This window comes from Rhodococcus sp. YL-1 (assembly GCF_001942025.1).
Lineage (GTDB): Bacteria > Actinomycetota > Actinomycetes > Mycobacteriales > Mycobacteriaceae > Rhodococcus_F > Rhodococcus_F qingshengii.
Genome location: NZ_CP017299.1, coordinates 2,958,390 through 2,975,553, shown reverse-complemented (window position 1 = coordinate 2,975,553; position 17,164 = coordinate 2,958,390). Strand labels below are relative to the sequence as shown.

Annotated in this window: 15 protein-coding genes; 6 read left to right on the top strand and 9 right to left on the bottom strand. The window is 63.1% G+C overall.

Annotated elements, in window-relative coordinates:
- Window positions 1-2,673: an alanine--tRNA ligase gene (gene alaS / locus BH682_RS13965; RefSeq protein ID WP_064688265.1), complete on the bottom strand. Its 2,673-nt coding sequence runs from the start codon at window positions 2,671-2,673 to the stop codon at window positions 1-3.
- 77 nt (window positions 2,674-2,750) lie between these two features.
- On the bottom strand, window positions 2,751-4,190 hold the full coding sequence (locus BH682_RS13960; protein WP_370852743.1) for a replication-associated recombination protein A: 1,440 nt from the start codon (window positions 4,188-4,190) through the stop codon (window positions 2,751-2,753).
- Between the two features lie 96 nt (window positions 4,191-4,286).
- Here BH682_RS13960 and BH682_RS13955 point away from each other — a divergent pair, with 96 nt between their 5' ends.
- A complete protein-coding gene (locus BH682_RS13955) occupies window positions 4,287-4,667 on the top strand; it encodes a nuclear transport factor 2 family protein (protein WP_003944973.1) in 381 nt (126 codons plus the stop codon).
- A 71-nt stretch (window positions 4,668-4,738) separates the two neighbouring features.
- On the opposite strand, the gene BH682_RS13950 is transcribed toward BH682_RS13955, so the two are convergent.
- The 3 genes from BH682_RS13950 to aspS form a co-directional block, all read right to left on the bottom strand.
- On the bottom strand, window positions 4,739-5,920 hold the full coding sequence (locus BH682_RS13950; protein WP_042448767.1) for a kinase: 1,182 nt from the start codon (window positions 5,918-5,920) through the stop codon (window positions 4,739-4,741).
- Window positions 5,921-6,111: 191 nt separating this feature from the next.
- A complete protein-coding gene (locus tag BH682_RS13945) occupies window positions 6,112-7,077 on the bottom strand; it encodes a DUF389 domain-containing protein (RefSeq protein WP_007728045.1) in 966 nt (321 codons plus the stop codon).
- 18 nt (window positions 7,078-7,095) lie between these two features.
- Window positions 7,096-8,904: an aspartate--tRNA ligase gene (aspS, locus tag BH682_RS13940; RefSeq protein WP_075833125.1), complete on the bottom strand. Its 1,809-nt coding sequence runs from the start codon at window positions 8,902-8,904 to the stop codon at window positions 7,096-7,098.
- Window positions 8,905-9,067: 163 nt separating this feature from the next.
- Between aspS and ypfJ the strand changes: the two genes are divergently transcribed.
- The 3 genes from ypfJ (at window position 9,068) to BH682_RS13925 (ending at window position 11,414) form a co-directional block, all read left to right on the top strand.
- A complete protein-coding gene (gene ypfJ / locus BH682_RS13935) occupies window positions 9,068-9,991 on the top strand; it encodes a KPN_02809 family neutral zinc metallopeptidase (RefSeq protein ID WP_003945028.1) in 924 nt (307 codons plus the stop codon).
- A gap of 74 nt (window positions 9,992-10,065) precedes the next feature.
- The gene (locus BH682_RS13930; RefSeq protein ID WP_075833123.1) at window positions 10,066-10,695 is read left to right on the top strand and encodes an ArsR/SmtB family transcription factor; all 630 of its coding nucleotides are present in this window, start codon (window positions 10,066-10,068) and stop codon (window positions 10,693-10,695) included.
- Between the two features lie 2 nt (window positions 10,696-10,697).
- Window positions 10,698-11,414, top strand: coding sequence for an ATPase (locus tag BH682_RS13925; protein WP_075833121.1), 717 nt, complete (start codon window positions 10,698-10,700; stop codon window positions 11,412-11,414).
- Window positions 11,415-11,418: 4 nt separating this feature from the next.
- Here the strand turns inward: BH682_RS13925 and BH682_RS13920 are convergent, their stop codons facing one another.
- The 4 genes from BH682_RS13920 to BH682_RS13905 all read right to left on the bottom strand — a co-directional run bounded on the left by BH682_RS13920 (window position 11,419) and on the right by BH682_RS13905 (window position 14,799).
- On the bottom strand, window positions 11,419-12,819 hold the full coding sequence (locus BH682_RS13920; RefSeq protein ID WP_075833119.1) for a DUF2252 domain-containing protein: 1,401 nt from the start codon (window positions 12,817-12,819) through the stop codon (window positions 11,419-11,421).
- Window positions 12,820-12,850: 31 nt separating this feature from the next.
- Window positions 12,851-13,270 carry a DUF1622 domain-containing protein gene (locus tag BH682_RS13915; protein WP_007728052.1) on the bottom strand — a complete coding sequence of 140 codons (420 nt, stop codon included), beginning with the start codon at window positions 13,268-13,270 and terminating at the stop codon, window positions 12,851-12,853.
- A gap of 51 nt (window positions 13,271-13,321) precedes the next feature.
- Window positions 13,322-14,365 carry an ABC transporter substrate-binding protein gene (locus BH682_RS13910; protein WP_075833117.1) on the bottom strand — a complete coding sequence of 348 codons (1,044 nt, stop codon included), beginning with the start codon at window positions 14,363-14,365 and terminating at the stop codon, window positions 13,322-13,324.
- Between the two features lie 89 nt (window positions 14,366-14,454).
- Window positions 14,455-14,799 (bottom strand): zinc ribbon domain-containing protein YjdM, encoded by a 345-nt coding sequence (locus tag BH682_RS13905; protein WP_003944988.1) that lies wholly within the window; start codon window positions 14,797-14,799, stop codon window positions 14,455-14,457.
- A gap of 113 nt (window positions 14,800-14,912) precedes the next feature.
- Between BH682_RS13905 and BH682_RS13900 the strand changes: the two genes are divergently transcribed.
- Entirely contained in the window at window positions 14,913-15,545 is a 633-nt protein-coding gene (locus BH682_RS13900) for a TetR/AcrR family transcriptional regulator (RefSeq protein ID WP_003944787.1), read from the top strand.
- Between the two features lie 41 nt (window positions 15,546-15,586).
- The gene (locus BH682_RS13895) at window positions 15,587-17,158 is read left to right on the top strand and encodes an MDR family MFS transporter (RefSeq protein WP_003944867.1); all 1,572 of its coding nucleotides are present in this window, start codon (window positions 15,587-15,589) and stop codon (window positions 17,156-17,158) included.
- The last annotated feature ends 6 nt before the right edge of the window (window positions 17,159-17,164 follow it).

The following is a 17,164-nucleotide window of genomic DNA, read 5'->3' as shown; positions in this document are numbered from 1 at the left end:
TCAGCTGCCGCCCGCCAGCTCTCCGACTCTGTCCCGGATCGCATCGAGCGCCGCCGGGATTCCGGCGGAGTCCGAACCCGAACCCTGGGCCATGTCGGGCTTTCCGCCGCCGCGGCCGCCGATCTTGGGACCGAACGACGCGACCAGCTCGCCGGCCTTCACACCGAGACCTTGAGCTGCCTTGCTCGAGGCGACCACGAACGGAACCTTGCCGTCGACATCACCGAGCAGAGCTACGACGGCAGGTTCGGAGCCGAGGCGACCCTTGATGTCCGTGACGAGGCTGCGCAGGTCGTTTCCGCCGACTCCGGCGGGAGCAGGCTCGGCGATGACGAGGACACTGCCGATGCGCTTGGCCTTGGCGACGTACTCGCCTGCCGACGCCAGCACAGCCTTGGCCTTGGTCTGCTCGAGTTCCTTCTCGGCCACCTTGAGTCGCTCGACGAGCGCCTCGACGCGGGCGGGCACCTCTTCCGAAGGAACCTTCAGCGAGGAGGAGAGTCCGGCCAGGAGCGCGCGTTCCTTGGCGAGGTAGCGGTAGGAGTCCAAACCGACGTACGCCTCGACGCGTCGGATTCCGGAGCCGACCGACTGCTCACCGAGCAGCGTTACCTGACCGATCTGTGCGGAGCTTCCGACGTGAGTGCCACCGCACAGTTCCATCGAGAACGGGCCGCCGATTTCGACGACACGAACCTCGTCGCCGTAGTTCTCACCGAAGAGTGCCATCGCACCCATCGCCTTGGCCTTGTCGAGATCCGTGACGAATGTGTTGACCGCGTAGTTCGACGCCACAGCTTCGTTGGTGAGTGCCTCGATGTCCTGCTTCTGGGAGTCGGACAGCGCGCCCTGCCAGGAGAAGTCGAAGCGGAGGTAACCCGGCTTGTTGAGCGAGCCCGCCTGCACCGCGTTGGGGCCGAGCACCTGACGCAGCGCCGCGTGCACCATGTGGGTGCCGGAGTGCCCCTGGGTTGCACCCTTGCGCCACTCGGCGTCGACGTGCGCGAGTACGACGTCGCCCTCGGTGATCTCACCCTTCTGCACCGTCACCTTGTGCGTCCAGACCTTCTTGGCGATCTTCTGTACGTCGTTGACCTTGGCTTCGAGGCCCGGCGCGGTGAGCGAACCGATGTCGGCGATCTGTCCACCGGACTCTGCGTAGAGCGGGCTTCGGTCGAGGATGACCTCGACGTCCTGACCGGCCCTCGCTACCGGGACACGGACGCCGTCGACGATCAGTGCGAGGACGTGAGCCTCGGAGACGAGCTCGTCGAAACCGGTGAACTCGGTGGCGCCTCGGTCGAGCAGTTCCTTGTAGACCGTGAGGTCGGCGTGGGCGTGCTTACGAGCCTGAGCGTCGTCCTTGGCGCGCTTGCGCTGCTCGGCCATGAGCGTGCGGAAGCCGTCCTCGTCCACGGTGAGACCGGCCTCGGACGCCATCTCGAGCGTGAGGTCGATCGGGAAGCCGTAGGTGTCGTGCAGTGCAAACGCCTGATCGCCGGCGATGACCGACTTTCCGGACGACTTGACCGTCTCGGCAGCATTCTCGAACAGAGCAGAACCCGAAGCCAGCGTCTTGAGGAACGCGGTCTCCTCGCCGACGGCAACGTTCTCGATGCGCGTGAAGTCGGTTTCCAGAACCGGGTACGACGGCGCCATCGTGTCGCGGACGACGATCATGAACTCGCGCATGGTGGGCTGCTCGCTGCCGAGCAGTTTGGCCGAACGCACGATGCGACGCAGCAACCGGCGCAGGACGTAGCCGCGGCCGTAGTTGCCGGGGTTCACACCGTCGGCGATCAACATCGCTGCGGTGCGTGCGTGGTCGGCGATGACGCGGAAACGGACGTCTGAAGTGTGGTCGGTCCCGTAGACACTGCCGGTCAGTTCGGCGGCCTTGTCGATGACGGGGCGGAGAAGATCTGTCTCGTAGACGTTTTCGACGCCCTGCAGGAGGAACGCAACGCGCTCGACGCCCATGCCGGTGTCGATGTTCTTCTTCGGCAACGGTCCGAGGATCGGGTAGTCGCCCTTGTTGGTGCCCTCGCCGCGCTCGTTCTGCATGAACACGAGGTTCCAGATCTCGATGTAGCGATCCTCGTCGGCTTCGGGGCCACCCTCGACGCCGTATTCGGCGCCGCGGTCGTAGAAGATCTCCGAGCAGGGGCCGCACGGCCCGGGAATGCCCATGGACCAGTAGTTGTCCTTCATGCCGCGGCGCTGGATGCGCTCTTCGGGCACTCCTACCTCGTCGCGCCAGATCGAGAATGCTTCGTCGTCGTCGAGGTAGACGGTGGCCCACAGGCGCGTGGGATCGATGCCGTATCCGCCGTCCTCGACCGAACCTGTCAGCAACTGCCAGGCGTGGGAGATGGCTTCCTTCTTGAAGTAGTCACCGAAGGAGAAGTTGCCCGCCATCTGGAAGAAGGTGTTGTGGCGGGTGGTGATGCCGACCTCTTCGATGTCCAGGGTGCGGACGCACTTCTGCACGGACGTCGCCCGTGAGTAGGACGGCGTCTGCTGCCCGAGGAAGAACGGCACGAACGGAACCATGCCCGCGTTGACGAACAGAAGGTTCGGGTCGTCGAGAATCAGCGAGGCGCTGGGCACCTCGGTGTGGCCGGCCTTGACGAAGTGGTCGAGGAATCGCCTGCGGATCTCGTGGGTTTGCACTAACCGGTCCTTACCTTCAAGAGCGTCGAGCTATGGGTGTCCAGACTAACGCGTCGGCCGGTGGAACCTGGCAGGCGTCAGCCACGAACTATTCGGCGAAGTTTGCTCACCCGATCGGCGATCTCCCGCTCGTTGCCGTGCGCGGTGGGCTGGTAATAGTCGACACCCACCAGATCGTCCGGTGGATACTGTTGCCGCAGAACACCATCACGTGTGTCGTGCGGGTACTTGTATCCGACTGCGTTGCCCAATTGCTCGGCGCCCTTGTAGTGCCCGTCACGCAGGTGCGGCGGTACCAGTCCGGATTTTCCGGCGGCCACGTCGGCCATGGCCGCGCCGAGTGCGGCGATGACCGCACCCGATTTGGGAGCCGTCGCCAGATGAATGGTGGCCTGTGCCAGCGCCAGACGAGCCTCCGGCATACCGATCAGCTGCACTGCCTGCGCCGCCGCGGTGGCAGTCTGCAGCGCCATCGGATCAGCCATGCCGATGTCTTCGCTGGCGTGAACCACCAGACGCCGTGCGATGAAGCGAGGGTCTTCGCCCGCGGTCAGCATCCGTGCGAGGTAGTGCAGGGCGGCGTCGACGTCTGATCCACGAATGCTCTTGATGAATGCACTGATGACGTCGTAGTGCTGATCTCCGGCACGGTCGTACCGAACCGCGGCCTTGTCGACACTGGCCTCGACGGTCGCGAGGTCGAGCACCACCGGGCCCGAAGCGTCACCTGCGGTGTCCAGTGCAGCCCCGGCGGCAGCCTCGAGTGCCGTCAGGGCTCGGCGGGCGTCGCCGGCCGCCAGACGAACGAGGTGTTCCATCGCGTCGTCGTCGATCGTGATCGCTCCGCCGAACCCGCGTTCGTCGGCGACAGCGCGCTCGAGCAGTTCCTGGACATCCGCAGCGGTGAGCGATTGCAGTTGCAGGACCAACGAGCGCGACAACAGAGCGGAGACGACCGAGAACGACGGGTTCTCGGTGGTCGCGCCGACCAAGAGCACGATGCGGTTCTCGACCGCGGCGAGCAAGGCGTCCTGCTGGGTCTTGGAGAAGCGATGAACTTCGTCGATGAACAAGACGGTTTGTTCGCCGTTCAGCAGGCGGCGGCGCGCGAGTTCGATGACACCGCGGACTTCTTTGACTCCGGCGGACAGAGCCGACAGAGCCTCGAACCGGCGGCCGGTAGCACCCGAGATCAACGATGCGAGCGTGGTCTTGCCGGTGCCGGGAGGTCCGTACAGAAGTACCGATGCGGCGCCGGACCCCTCGACCATTCTGCGGAGTGGCGCGCCGGGCCCGAGTAAGTGCTGTTGGCCGACAACTTCACCAAGAGTGAGCGGACGCATGCGGACAGCCAGAGGAGCACCGGGAGGCACCGAGGACAGGGCGCGCTCGGCTACAGACACGACATCTGGTTCGTCGACGATCGCGGATTCCTCCGGAGTTGCCTCGAACAGGCCGTCTTCCGCCACCACGCCGTCTTTCGCCCCCACACTGTCTTCCGCTTGCCAATCGCTCACGAATCGACGCTACTAGAGACCACCGACGCCCGACACAATCCGCTGTTCCGCCAGCCCTCACCCAGTCGTGAATCCGCGTTGGATAGCGTTGTCGCCATGAGCACCTCCGAGATCGCCACCGTCCTCGCGTGGCACGATGCACTCAACTCCCAAGACGTCGACACTCTGCTGCAGTTGTCGAGTGACGACATCGAGGTAGGCGGCCCCAAGGGCGCGAGCCAGGGACTCGCTGCCCTGCGCGAGTGGGCCACCAACGCCGGCATCACGCTCGTCCCCGGAAAGATGTACGTCCACCACGGCGTGGTCGTCGTCGAACAGACCGCAACGTGGGCGGCCGAACCGGACAAGTCCGCGACCCTGGCCTCTGCTTTCCGAGTCGTGGCCGACCAGGTGACGTCAACGTTCCGGCATCCCGATCTGGCGACAGCGCTCGCGGCGACGGACCTGTCCGAGAACGATCTGGTCTCCGACAACTGAGCGGACTCGACCGAGAAAGGGCGCTCGTGCTTCGTGCACGGGCGCCCTTCTGTGTGTGATCGGTCAGGGCCTCAGCTGAACTCGGTCCGCAGCGCCGCCACGACGTCGCGGGCGTGTGCCTCGACGGCGTCGTTGCCGGCGAGCTGAGCCGAGCGTGCGAGCCTGGCCCAGCGTCCGACCAGTGCGTCGGCGCGTGGAATCGAGAGATAATGTTCGCGGACGGCGGCGATACGCGAATGATCCTCGGGCAGGTACAGATAGGTACTGAGCCAGACCCAGATGAGTTGGGCCTCGACGATCCGGCGCCCCAATTCGGCCTCGTCGGCCAGGGCGGGCCACATCCCCACGACCTCGGCCCGCCAGGCATCGACCATCGCCGACGCCCGCTCTTCGGTCAGGTCGATGTTGCACAGGCAACCGGGGAAAGACACCAACGCGTAGGTGATGTCGAGGAGGGCATCGCGGTAGCCACCCCACTCGTAGTCGAGGAACTGCACGCCGTCGTCGTTGACGATGATGTTGTCGGGGCACAGGTCCGACGGACTGAAGGCACGGAACCGACCGCCACTGAACAGTGTCTGCGCGTGCTGAACCTGCTCGAGAATGTCCGAACTCACATCGATCCCGAGACTTTCCACCAACATCGCGGGAACACCGGCCACTGCGCGTCCCACCTGATCCGCAACTTCATCGGAGCAATGGGCAACCTCGGCTCGACGCAGCAGTGCGGTGAAGTCGTCCTCCCGGCCGACGGTCGCGGCGTGCATGCGTCCCATTGCCTGAGCCATGGCCATCAACGTGTAAGTGACGGTGTCCGGGTCGGAGTCTTCGAGTCGGACGCTGATTGCGGTGGCGTCGCCGAGATCACTCAGGATCAGGAGGCGAGCATCGAGGTCGGACGCCAACAGTTCGGCGCCGGGGCGTGCGTCCTTGGCAAGCGCGTTGGCGAACTGATACGACACCGCTTCACGAAGGAATGCGGTCTCGACGTCGAAGTCACCTTCGGACGCGGCCGGGAGCGCAATCGCTGTTTTGGTAGCTCCCTGGAAGTTGTCGCGGACCTGCTTGATCACCAAAGTTCGGGGCAGGGAGAACGGGTTCTCGGCGACACGAACGCGCAGCACGACGGTGCGGCCACTCCCCCCGAGATCTACGGGATCCACCAGGGTTACGGGTGCCCCTGTGCGGCGTGTCAGCAACTGCTCAGCAGCTGCGACGACTTCGGAAACGGGGTCTGCCAGTAATGCGGTCATCACCGACCAACTTACCCGTTAGTGACTCCGATCATGCCCAGCTCGTCCGCTCGCAGCGGAGAATTCAAGGCCTCACAGCAACAGAAATTGCCGACTACCTGCGGCGATGACAAAAGTCCCCAATCGCCACACCGGCACACAGTTCTCTCGAGAATTTTGCTGTCGGTGAGCAGACCTCCGAACCTGCGACGTCATGGAGTCTTGTCCTCGTCGACAAATCGAGAAATGCCTTTCAACGCTGCTTCGAATTCCTCGTCGGCCCGGGTTCTGAGCCAGAGAACAAGCACGCAGGCAGTGACGATCCCGAGCAGGTTGACAGCCAGTTGCAGAGACGACAACCCGGCGATCCGCCATTCTCCGTTTGCTGCCGCAACCACCGCGAAACCGGCGGCAGGAACCGTGGTGACAGAGATGAACACCCCGACCAAGGCAGCGGACTTCGACGAGACGAGTGCCAGCATCCCAGCCGCACCGGCAAGAAGCGCGACGACAAACGAAATGGGCCCGACCTTGTATACGAAATCGACCTCGTGGAGTGACTCGAGACTGACGACGTCCATCCATCCGAAGAACTTCACCACGAACGTTGCGGCAAGCGTCACGCCCATCGCGATGGGGAATCCGACGGCAAGCGCGAGAATCGAACGCCGACGCAACCGTCGATCCCGCCGTACGAGTGCGACTGCCAAAGCAGCCAGCGGACCGAACTCCGGACCGACGACCATGGCGCCGACGATCGTGATCTGAGAGTCGGTCACGACGCCGATCGCGGCCAGCAGACACGCAATGGTCAGGAACGCGACGAACAATCCGTTGAGAGTCGACTCTTCGCGAGTGCGGGACAGCAATTCCTCCCACACGACGGAATCCGCGGGATCACCAGGCACGTCACGCTCGGCTTTGCGCGCCGCCGCCGACAACACCGTCTCGACCGGTACGAGCGTCATTCCGCCGTCCTCGGCGACGCCGAGTTCGTTCAGGGCATCGACGACGTCGTTTGCCGCCTCACGGGCGACGTCGGCCTCCACCATGTCGCCGGCAGGATGAACCGCGACGTCGCGCATCACGACGATGTGTGTCGCGCCCCGCTGCGACGCGAGCGCACCGAGAACTTGCTCGGTGCGCTCGGTCGGGCAGATCACCCGCAAATGCAGCATGGCGATCCGGTGTCGGCTCTACTTGGCTTCGCCGGTGTCGCCTTCGGACTTCTCGTCCTCTGACTTCTTCTCGGGCTTCGCGTCGATACCCGATTCCTTGCGCTGCTGAGCCGAGATCGGTGCCGGAGCATCCGTCAGCGGGTCGACGCCGCCGCCGGACTTCGGGAACGCGATGACCTCACGGATGGAATCCATGCCGGCGAGGAGCGCGGTGATGCGGTCCCAGCCGAATGCGATTCCGCCGTGCGGCGGCGCACCGAAGGCGAAGGCGTCGAGGAGGAAGCCGAACTGCTCCTGCGCCTCTTCCTCGGAGATACCCATCACCTTGAACACTCGTTCCTGAATGTCCTTGCGGTGGATACGAATACTGCCGCCGCCGATCTCGTTGCCGTTGCAGACGATGTCGTACGCGTAGGCGAGAGCGGAATCCGGATCGGTGTCGAACGTGTCGAAGAACTCCGGCTTCGGCGACGTGAACGCGTGGTGCACGGCGGTCCACGCGGAGTGGCCGAGAGCGACGTCACCGGATGCAGTGGCGTCGGCGGTCGGCTCGAACATCGGAGCGTCGACGATCCACACGAACGCCCACGCGTCAGGATCGATGAGGTCCTTCTTGCGGGCGATCTCACCACGGGCAGCGCCGAGGAGGGCGCGCATCGGCTTCGTTGCACCAGCTGCGAAGAAGACGCAGTCTCCCGGCTGAGCTCCGACGTGGGCGGCCAGGCCCTCACGCTCGGCGTCGGTCAGGTTCTTGGCAACAGGTCCACCGAGAGTGCCGTCTTCACCGACCAACACGTACGCCAGACCCTTGGCCCCACGCTGCTTGGCCCATTCCTGCCAGGCGTCGAGTTGCTTGCGCGGCTGGCTTGCACCGCCGGGCATCACGACGGCGCCGACGTACTCCGCCTGGAACACGCGGAACGTCGTGTCCTTGAAGAAGTCCATGCACTCGACGAGTTCGATGTCGAAACGCAGGTCCGGCTTGTCGCTGCCGTAACGACGCATTGCCTCGGTGTAGGTCATGCGGTCGATCGGCGTCTTGATCTCGTGGCCGACGAGCTTCCAGAGCGCCGTCAGGATTTCCTCGGCGAGCAGGATGATGTCGTCCTGGTTGACGAAAGCCATCTCGATGTCGAGCTGAGTGAACTCGGGCTGGCGATCGGCGCGGAAATCCTCGTCGCGGTAGCAACGTGCGATCTGGTAGTAGCGCTCGATGCCGCCGACCATGAGGAGCTGCTTGAACAGCTGCGGGCTCTGCGGCAGTGCGTAGAAGCTACCGGGCTGAAGGCGCGACGGCACCAGGAAGTCACGGGCACCCTCGGGCGTCGAGCGCGTGAGCGTCGGAGTCTCGACCTCGACGAACTCGTGATGCGCGAGAACGCCGCGCGCTGCAGCACTTACCTTGGAGCGCAAGCGAATTGCGGAGCCGGGGCCTTCACGACGCAGGTCGAGGTAGCGGTACTTGAGGCGCGCTTCTTCGCCGACCTGATCGTCGAGCTGGAACGGCAGCGGTGCGCTTTCGTTGAGAACCTCGAGTTCAGTGGCGTTGACCTCGATTGCTCCGGTGGGGATCTCGAAGTTCTGGTTGCCCTCGGGGCGAACCTCGACCGTTCCGGTCACGCGAACGCAGTATTCCGCGCGCAGACGGTGCGCCTGCTCGGCCACGTCACCTGCCCGGAAAACTACCTGCGCAACTCCGGATGCATCACGGAGATCGATGAAGATCACTCCGCCGTGATCACGACGCCTGGCTACCCAACCGGTGAGCGTTACGGTCTGCTCTGCCTGCTCGGGTCGCAATGAACCGGCGAGATGTGTGCGCAGCACGGGATTCCTTTCGAACTACTTCCAATAACCGACGACCGACTACTTTGCCTGCGATCCTACGGAGCGAACTGCACAGAGCGGAAACGCGGACCCGCATCGCATGCGAAGCTATCTCCAGAAGTGACGGCAAGCACTTGTTCACGACAGCAGAAAGCGGACATAGATGACCTTCAACGAGGGGGCCCGCGGCGAAGCGGGACGCGTTCAGGTTCAAGGCGGCGGGGGTGGCGGTGGCCGCGGCGGCAAAATCGCGATCGGCGGTGGCGCGGGCGGCATTATCGTTCTGATCCTGGCGCTGTTGTTCGGCGGTGACCCCGGCTCACTCCTGGGTACGTCTACCGAGACTTCGAGTTCGTCGACCGGACTGTCGTCGGTCGACGAGTGCACCGGTGCTCAGGCAAACGCCGATGTGAACTGCCGCGTCACACTGACCGTCGGAAGCCTCGACGACGTTTGGGAACAGCAGTTGGTCAAGCAGACCGGCACGGCGTACGTGCGACCCGAAGTCATTCTGTTCAGCGGTTCGGTCAACACCGGTTGCGGCCAGGCGTCTAGTGACGTCGGTCCGTTCTACTGCCCGGCCGACCAGACTGCGTACTTCGACACGAGTTTCTTCCAACTACTCGTCGACCGTTTCGGTTCCAGCGCCGGACCGCTCGCACAGGAGTACGTGGTCGCGCACGAGTTCGGACATCACATCCAGAATCAGCTCGGCGACATCGGCCGCGCGCAGGCCGACCCGCAGGGCGAGCAGTCGGGTGCGGTTCGCACCGAACTCCAGGCCGATTGCTACGCAGGCGTCTGGGCACATTTTGCGGACACGATTCCCGATCAGGCGACCGGTCAACCGTTCCTGAAGCCCTTGTCAAAAGACGACATTCGCGACGCGTTGTCCGCCGCCTCGTCGGTGGGCGACGACCGTATCCAAAAGTCCACGACCGGTCGGGTCAACCCTGAAGGTTGGACACACGGCTCCTCCGCACAGCGTCAGGCGTGGTTCATGACCGGATACCAGACCGGCCAGATTTCGTCGTGTGACACGTACTCGGCGCGGGATCTGAACAACCCGCCCGACCTCAAGCGATAGCGAATCTCCGAAACCATCCCACCGACAATTTTTTCTGTCTTGACAGATTTAGTTGTCGGTGGGATGGTTTTCTCATGTTGGACGTAGCAGTCATCGATCGCCCCGGAGCTGCCGAGGCGTCGCTCGATCCGATTCGGCAACGGATTCTGGCCGAATTGGCGGTGCCGGGATCGGCATCCTCGCTGGCGTCCCGGATCGGGCTGACACGCCAGAAGGTGAACTACCACCTGCGCACTCTCGAAGACCACGGACTTGTCGAGCTCGTCGAGGAACGCAAGCGAGGCAACATGACCGAGCGAATCATGCAGGCCAGTGCCGCGTCGTACGTCATCTCCCCCGCTGCAATGTCGGCGCTCGCGCCGGACCCGGGCCGGTTCCCGGATCAACTCTCGGCGCGCTGGCTCGTCAGCCTCGCAGCGCGGATCGTCCGAGAGGTCGGCGAACTGATCGCCGGCGCAACTGCGGCCGGAAAACCGTTGGCGTCCTTTGCCATCGACAGCGACATCACCTTTGCCACGGCGGCCGACCGTGCCGCCTTCGCCGGCGAACTCGGCGAGTCGATCAACTCACTCGTCGCCAAGTATCACGACGGCAATTCCGAAGGCGGACGCAAACACCGCCTCGTTGTCGCCCTGCATCCCAGCCTCACCACACCCCAAACCATCACAACCCAAGCGATCGACGCGCCCGAAACGGAGAAGTAGCAATGTCCGAGAAATTCGAAATCCGCCGCGAGGTGGTCGTCCCAGGAACCCCCGAGCAGATCTGGGCCGCCATCTCGGCCGAAACGGCCGGATGGATGTTCCCCTCCCCTCTCGAGATCCCCGCCGACGGCAGCCGCCCGGACAGCCCGATCATCGCGACCTGGGAGCCGCCCCGCGAACTCGCCATCCACATGCAAGGCCCCGATGGCTGGTTCAACAACCTCGAATACGTCGTCGAAGCACGCGACGAGAGCACCGCCGTTGTCCGCTACGTCCACGCCGGAGTGTTTGCCGATGACTGGGACAACCAGTACGACGGCGCGAGCAAGCACACGGACTTCTACCTGCACAGTCTCGGCCAATACGTGCGGTACTTCGCCGGAAAACCCGTCACCTATGTCTCGGCCGAAGGCCCGGAATCCTCGTCCGCGCCGCAAGCGATGGGAACGCTTCGCAGCGCCCTCGGAATCACCTCGGGCGCCGCTGTCGGTGACTCCGCGTCGGTGGAAGTCCCCGGAATCGGAACCGTCGACGCGATTGTCGACTACATCAACGACTGGTTCATCGGCTTGCGCACCCAGGACGCATTGCTGCGGTTCTACGGCCGAAATGCTTTCGGCGGCACCGTCGACGCGGCCCATCACCTCTTCGCAGAGGGTGCTGACGGTGGATCAGCAACGGCAGCGTGGCAGGGCTGGCTCGACGGCGCGTTCGCCTGAGTCGTCACACTCCCCGCTCTGCTGACACGCGACCGTCGTCGATCGCGGTCAGCAGAGCGGCGTGATCGCGAGCATTGCGCTTGGCGTAGGCAGCCGCGAACTCCCCGATCGCGAAATCGAATTCGGTTCCCTCACCGAGATATTCGGCGATCGCTATCCGATCGGACGAGCGAGCGTGTGCGTAGGCAAGGACCCTGGCGCACAGGCGCCCGTAGAGTTCCAGCCCCTGCGGCACCATCTCTTCGATGACTGCCGACCCTTTACCGTCACGCAGTTGACGAATGTAGAAATCGTGCTCACCCTCGTCGAGCCCCGGCCCTCGTTCCCAGCCGAGAAAGATGTCGCTTGTCGCTTGCATCAAGCGTTGCCCGTTGACGACGCGTTCCCCTTCGTTCTTGAAGGTCGGACCATCGACGTAGCCGGACAATACCGAGGGTTGCGCTTCCTTGACCTGCAGGATCAACGGATCGTCGTCGTCGACTCCTTTCATGAGGATCATCCATGCGCGTGTTCCGACGCTCCCGACACCGACAACCTTCCGCGCAATGTGCGTCATCTCGAAGCTTTCGAGCAACACCCGACGGTCCCACTGCAGCGTGCTCCGATACGACCGAACGCGCTGACGTAGCAACTCCTCGATCTGCGTGAGATCGGTCCCTGCGAACAACTCGTTTGCGGGCACGATCAGCGGCGGATCACTGATGAATTGCCGCCGGCCGTCGACGATTTCGGTGAACTTGCCTGCCGCCTGCACACTGTCGCGGCGACGAGCCTTGTCCAGCGTCGCTTGTGTGCGAGCAAGCATGCGCTTCTTCAGGTCGATCTGGAGAGCCTCGAGCCCGTCCTCGGGTGCGATGTGCGAGTACCAGACTGCAAGATTTCCCAATCCTGCCTGGGTGATCATGGTTTCCCGATACTCGGCCGCGCATCCGCGAACGATCTTCTTTCGCTCCTTGCCCGAAAATCCGTTGTCCTTTGCGGCGATCACCAAACTTGCGGCCAGTCGTTTCACGTCCCATTCGAACGGTCCCGGGTACGTTTCGTCGAAGTCGTTGATGTCGAACGCGAGCTTTCGCTCGGGCGTCGCATAGATACCGAAGTTGCTCAGGTGCGCGTCGCCGCAGAGTTGGCTGGCAAGACCCGAATCCGGACTGCGTGACAAATCGTCGGCCATCACCAGAGCAGCGCCGCGGAAGAACGAGAACCGCGATGCCGACATCCGCCCGTATCGGATGGGCACCAGGTCCTGTACCCGCGACTTCGCCTGCAATTCGAGCAGTGATATCGGATCACGTTCACTCTCTGCCAGATCCGCGAGCGCGGCCAATGGCGTATCTCTACGCGCCTGACGGCCGCGCGCCCGCCTTTCGTCGACCGTGAGATGCTCGGTACGCACTGCTGTCATCTGCCCGACCTTTCACTCGCAACGGCTATCGCTACGAACTCGACGCGTCGGGCGTCGTGCGGCCTCCTGATCCGCGCGCTGCGCGTACCAGGAGTTCCGGACTTGACACCAACGCCTTGCGCCACGGAAGTACCCCGTCGATCTCGATCTGAATCGACAGGCTCAGCACGGTCCGAATAAGTACGATCATGCCCAGAACTGCGGCGTCTGTCAGCGACGGCGACGACGTCACCGTCTTCACCAGATCAGCGGCGACAAGGATCTCGAGGCCGAGAAGGATGACCGCGCCCATGGTCTCGCGCAGAGTACGAAACGCCGAACTACCGTCCCGCGTTCGACTCCATGCGCGCCCCGCGATCACGAATGCGAACACGAACCCGAGAACCATGGCGACAACACCGAGTACCTCGAACCATTCGGTGACCAGCTCGAAGAACCTGATTTTGTCCATGGTCATGATTCTCGAGGTAATGCACCGATAAGTCGAGGTGACACGACGGCGTCAGCTGAAGATCCGCTCGATGTCGTCGAGTCGCAGCTCGGTCGCGCGGGGAGAATAGCCCGAGCCCCACAGGCTGTCGTCGACGTAATGGACGTTCCCCGAGCGGACAGCGCGAAGACGCTCCCAGAGCGGGTTCATCGCCAACTGCGCGCGGACGTCCTGCTGGTCCTGGAATGCGCCCACGATGATCACGTCGCTGGTCACCTGATCGAGTTGCTCCGCTGTGAGTGTGCGCGTGAACTCCTCCGATGTAGCTCGTTCGCCGGGGAAACCGAGGGCGTCGAGAAGAGCGTCGACCTGGTTGTAGACGACACCGTTCTCGCCGGTGCGGAGGAGGGTCATCGACGGCAACGAACCGAGGGCGGAGAGTCGATCCTTGATTGCCAGGAGTCGGCCTTCCGTTCGCGCGTTCAATTCGGCCGCCGCGTCTTCGCGTCGGACCGCGACGCCCATCGAGGTGACCAATTTCTTCATCTCGTCCCACGTGAGGAACCCGTTGAAGCCGGCGAACACCGGCACGCCTGTGGCAGAGAGTTCGTCGTAAGACTTTGCTGCGTAAGCATTTCCGGCCGTCAGGAGCATGACGATCAGATCCGGCGACACGCCGATGATTGCTTCCTTGTTCCACGTTCCCGCCGTGCCGAGGTTCGGGATGTTCGCAGCCTCTGGCATCGTGCGCAACACCGCGTCACCGCTCACACCCTCGAGACCGAAGAAGCCGCCGACGATCTTCTCCGGCGGCACACCGAGGTCGAGCACCGTCGCCATGGCGCTGACATGGGCGATGACCATTCGCTGCGGATCCGAAGGGATCTCGACACTGCCCGTCTCGTCCTGCACCGTGACGAGACCACTTGGCGCCGAGCCATTTTCGTCGCTGCTGCACGCTGCAAGCAAGGTCGCGGCCGCGGCACCGAGCCCGGCGCCGAGGAAACCCCTGCGCGTCAGCGCATCGACGATGCGTTTCCACTGCTCGTCTGTATCGAGTGCGGTGTTATCGAGTGCGGGCTCCAGGCAGATCGAGTTCGGCACAGTTCGGTCCATTCGTTCGAGCGGTCGAGAATCACCTCGATTGTGGCTATCGAACCGTCGAAACTGAACAGGATTTCGAGCCGACAACTATCGCTGTCCGGTCACACCTTCTTGACGACGCTCGACTTCAATTGCATCGGTCCGATGCCGTCGACCTTGCAGTCGATGTCGTGGTCACCAACACCCTGAACAAGGCGGATGTTGCGAACTTTCGTACCTGACTTGATGCCGGTCGGACTGCCCTTCACCTTGAGCGTCTTGACGACCGTCACCGTGTCGCCGTCCGCAAGAATGTTGCCTACGGCATCTTTCACCACACCCAGGTCCTCGCCGGCACTATCGGTCGGCGCCCACTCGTGCGCGCAGGACGGGCAGACCATCAACGCGCCCATCTCGTAGGTGTATTCGCCGGCGCATTCAGGGCAAGGGGGCAAGGTGTCCTCCACGCGGTTCATCCTATCCACCAGGCACCCGATCCCCATTTTTGCATTTCATGAGGCATTCTTGGGCGAAATATTGCATTCGATGAAACTTTGCACTCTGTGCAATTATGGATGAAATGGGAACCGAAACTCTCGGATTGCGCGAACGAAAACGAATTGCGACGAGGCAGCTGATCGAGCACACCGCCGTCGAACTCGTTCTCGACCTGGGCTATGACGAAGTGACCGTCGAGAAAATCTGCGAAGCCTGCAATCTGTCGACCCGCACGTTCTTCAACTACTTCCCCACCAAGGACGCAGCGATCGGTGGGCTCATGCTCGTCGTGCCAAGTGAGACGACCATGCTCACGCTCATCGGCGAGCACCCGGACGATCCGCTGCGCGGCGCCCTCGCGGTATTCGAGGCGGCGATGCAAATCGTCGACGAGCGACCCGATCTGCTCGCGCATCGACGCGAATTGTTCGAGCGTCATCCCACGCTGTTGCAACAACATCTGGCCACCTTCCACGATCTTGAAGACACGCTCACCCGGATCCTCACGCGGGAGTTGTCGAACAGAACCGAGTATCGCCGCCTGCACTCGGACACAGCCGCTGCCGACGAAGCCACAGCAACGGTCATCACCGCAGGCGCCGCGATGCGTTACGTCTTCCGAAAATGGCAGAACAGTGAACGGGCAAGCCCCAGAACAGATTTGCTCGATCCGGCACTACTCCTGATGGCTCGAATACTGAGGTCCGAGAGCTGATCCACACTCTCGCACCCGCCGTCACTCAACTAAGGAACTACATGTCCACTCGAGAAGCTGCGACCGTCGAGCCCGACGGCACGCATACCGACACCGAGGCCTCGCCGGACAAACGGTCGATCATCCTCGTTTTTGTCGGGCTGATGATCACGATGCTTCTGGCTTCGCTCGACCAGATGATCTTCAGTACCGCGTTGCCCACCATCGTGGGCGAATTGAACGGCGTCAACCACATGGTCTGGGTGACGACGGCATACATCCTCGCCTCGACCGTCATGATGCCGGTGTACGGAAAACTCGGTGACCTGATCGGCCGCAAGGGCCTCTTCATCGGCGCCATCAGCATTTTCATCGTCGGTTCGGTGATCGGCGGTCTGTCCCACGACATGACCACACTCATCGCTGGTCGAGCCGTGCAGGGACTCGGCGGCGGCGGATTGATCCTGCTGTCCCAGGCGATCATCGCCGACGTCGTCCCCGCCAGGCAACGCGGCCGGTACATGGGTGCGATGGGCGGGGTGTTCGCACTGGCTTCGGTTGCCGGTCCCCTACTCGGCGGCTGGTTCACCGAGGGCATCGGTTGGCGTTGGGCCTTCTGGATCAACATCCCCCTAGGCCTACTCGCCATCGCGAGCGCGATGGCATTTCTGCACCTGCGGAAGCCGAACCTCGGCAAGCCTCGCATCGACTATCTGGGCATGGTTCTCGTCGCGACGGCAGCGACGTGTCTGATCCTGTTCACGACCTGGGGCGGAAACACCTACGCCTGGGGATCGGCCGTCATCATCGGGTTGATCGTCGGCTGCGTCGTGACGGCAGTGGCTTTTGTCTTCGTCGAGAAGCGTGCCGACGAACCGGTGATTCCGATGCATCTGTTCGCTCAGCGCAACTTCGTGTTGACCACCGTCGCCGGCCTGATCATCGGAATCGCCATGTTCGGTGCGCTCGCCTACCTGCCGACCTACATCCAGATGGTGACAGGTAAGAACGCCACCGAGGCTGGATTGATGATGATTCCGATGATGGCGGGCCTGCTGGTCGCCTCCATCGGGTCCGGCCAGCTGGTCAGCAAGACCGGCCGCTACAAGATCTTCCCCATCGTCGGAACATCCATCGTCGCTGTTGCTCTGGTCCTGCTCTCACGTCTGACGCCGTCGACCTCACTGCTGGTCTTCGGTTGCTACATCGCACTCATGGGTATCGGACTCGGCCTCGTCATGCAGATCTTGATCTTGATCGTGCAGAACACCTTCCCCGCGGCCGAAGTGGGAACGGCCACCGCGTCGAACAACTTCTTCCGTCAGATCGGTGCGTCGTTGGGCAGCGCGATCGTGGGCAGCCTGTTCGCCTCGCGTCTGACCAATCTCCTGGCCGAGCGACTCCCGGCGAATGGCGGCGCGGTCGGTGGTGACGAGAACTCCTTGACCCCGGGAATCCTCTGGAAGTTGCCGAGCCAGGTTCGCGAGATCATCGTCGGCGCGTACAACGACGCGCTCGCGCCGATCTTCCTCTACCTCGTCCCCTTGGTCATCGCAGCGGTCGTGTTGTTGCTCTTCGTCAAGGAGAAGCCACTCGCGACGACGATCGATCGCTCTGCACCCCCGCTCGAGTAATTGACT

Coding starts and splice junctions, on each gene's coding strand:
- BH682_RS13915 (WP_007728052.1), bottom strand. CDS start 13,270: ATGGACAAAATCAGGTTCTTCGAGCTGGTCACCGAATGGTTCGAGGTA.
- BH682_RS13930 (WP_075833123.1), top strand. CDS start 10,066: ATGTTGGACGTAGCAGTCATCGATCGCCCCGGAGCTGCCGAGGCGTCG.
- BH682_RS13950 (WP_042448767.1), bottom strand. CDS start 5,920: ATGACCGCATTACTGGCAGACCCCGTTTCCGAAGTCGTCGCAGCTGCT.
- BH682_RS13920 (WP_075833119.1), bottom strand. CDS start 12,819: ATGACAGCAGTGCGTACCGAGCATCTCACGGTCGACGAAAGGCGGGCG.
- BH682_RS13955 (WP_003944973.1), top strand. CDS start 4,287: ATGAGCACCTCCGAGATCGCCACCGTCCTCGCGTGGCACGATGCACTC.
- BH682_RS13945 (WP_007728045.1), bottom strand. CDS start 7,077: ATGCTGCATTTGCGGGTGATCTGCCCGACCGAGCGCACCGAGCAAGTT.
- BH682_RS13925 (WP_075833121.1), top strand. CDS start 10,698: ATGTCCGAGAAATTCGAAATCCGCCGCGAGGTGGTCGTCCCAGGAACC.
- BH682_RS13910 (WP_075833117.1), bottom strand. CDS start 14,365: ATGGACCGAACTGTGCCGAACTCGATCTGCCTGGAGCCCGCACTCGAT.
- ypfJ (WP_003945028.1), top strand. CDS start 9,068: ATGACCTTCAACGAGGGGGCCCGCGGCGAAGCGGGACGCGTTCAGGTT.
- BH682_RS13900 (WP_003944787.1), top strand. CDS start 14,913: ATGGGAACCGAAACTCTCGGATTGCGCGAACGAAAACGAATTGCGACG.
- BH682_RS13895 (WP_003944867.1), top strand. CDS start 15,587: ATGTCCACTCGAGAAGCTGCGACCGTCGAGCCCGACGGCACGCATACC.